At 48.4% G+C, this 655-nt stretch carries 1 protein-coding gene and 1 pseudogene; both read left to right on the top strand.

What is annotated here, in order from left to right; translation table 11 throughout:
* Window positions 1-424, top strand: a pseudogene (locus R8N47_RS25800) (efflux RND transporter periplasmic adaptor subunit); the annotation flags it as partial.
* Between the two features lie 10 nt (window positions 425-434).
* The coding region (locus R8N47_RS25795) for an efflux RND transporter permease subunit (protein WP_318186178.1) at window positions 435-655 on the top strand (221 nt) is incomplete at its 3' end.

Here is a 655-nt window from a genome sequence, read left to right as displayed (position 1 = left end):
CGCACTAGGTCAGCCAGCATCGTTGACTTGGTATGATTCGGTGCAATCCTACCAAGCAACCGTGGCAGAAATCGCGCCGAAGAAACACTTGCTCAAACAAACCTATACCGTCACGCTAGACATCGATTCGATTTCCAGTGCGCTATTCAACGGTAAAGCAGTCACGGTTAATACCGCGCTCAACACCAGTCACTCAAGCCATTGCTTTCCTTACTCTGCAATTTTGGGTGAGAAACAAACTCTGCACGTGAATGTGGTTCGTGATGCGGTTATTCATTCAGAGCCGGTCAACCTTGACTCTATCGACGCATACCAAGCGTGTGTGACCGGAAGTTTTGAGCAAGGCGATTATGTGGTGATCAGCGTTAGTCATTATCTAAGCGAGGGCGATGCCGCCCCAAACCTGACCATCAAGACGTTGTAGGTGCGAATCCATGATCAATTTAGCTGAATTCGCGATTCGCCAACGTAAGTTCGTTCTGTTCTTTATCGTATTGAGCGTGATCGCTGGCATCTATTCTTACTTCGACTTAGGCAAGTTGGAAGACCCGAGCTTTACAGTAAAAACTGCGGTAGTCGTGACCCTTTATCCGGGTGCATCTGCCGAAGAAGTCGAACACCAAGTCACCGATACCGTGGAAACCAAATTGCAGGA

It is taken from the genome of Vibrio sp. 2132-1 (assembly GCF_033344315.1).
The sequence above is the reverse complement of the archived record's forward strand: the minus strand, read 5'-3'. Positions and strand labels throughout refer to the sequence as shown.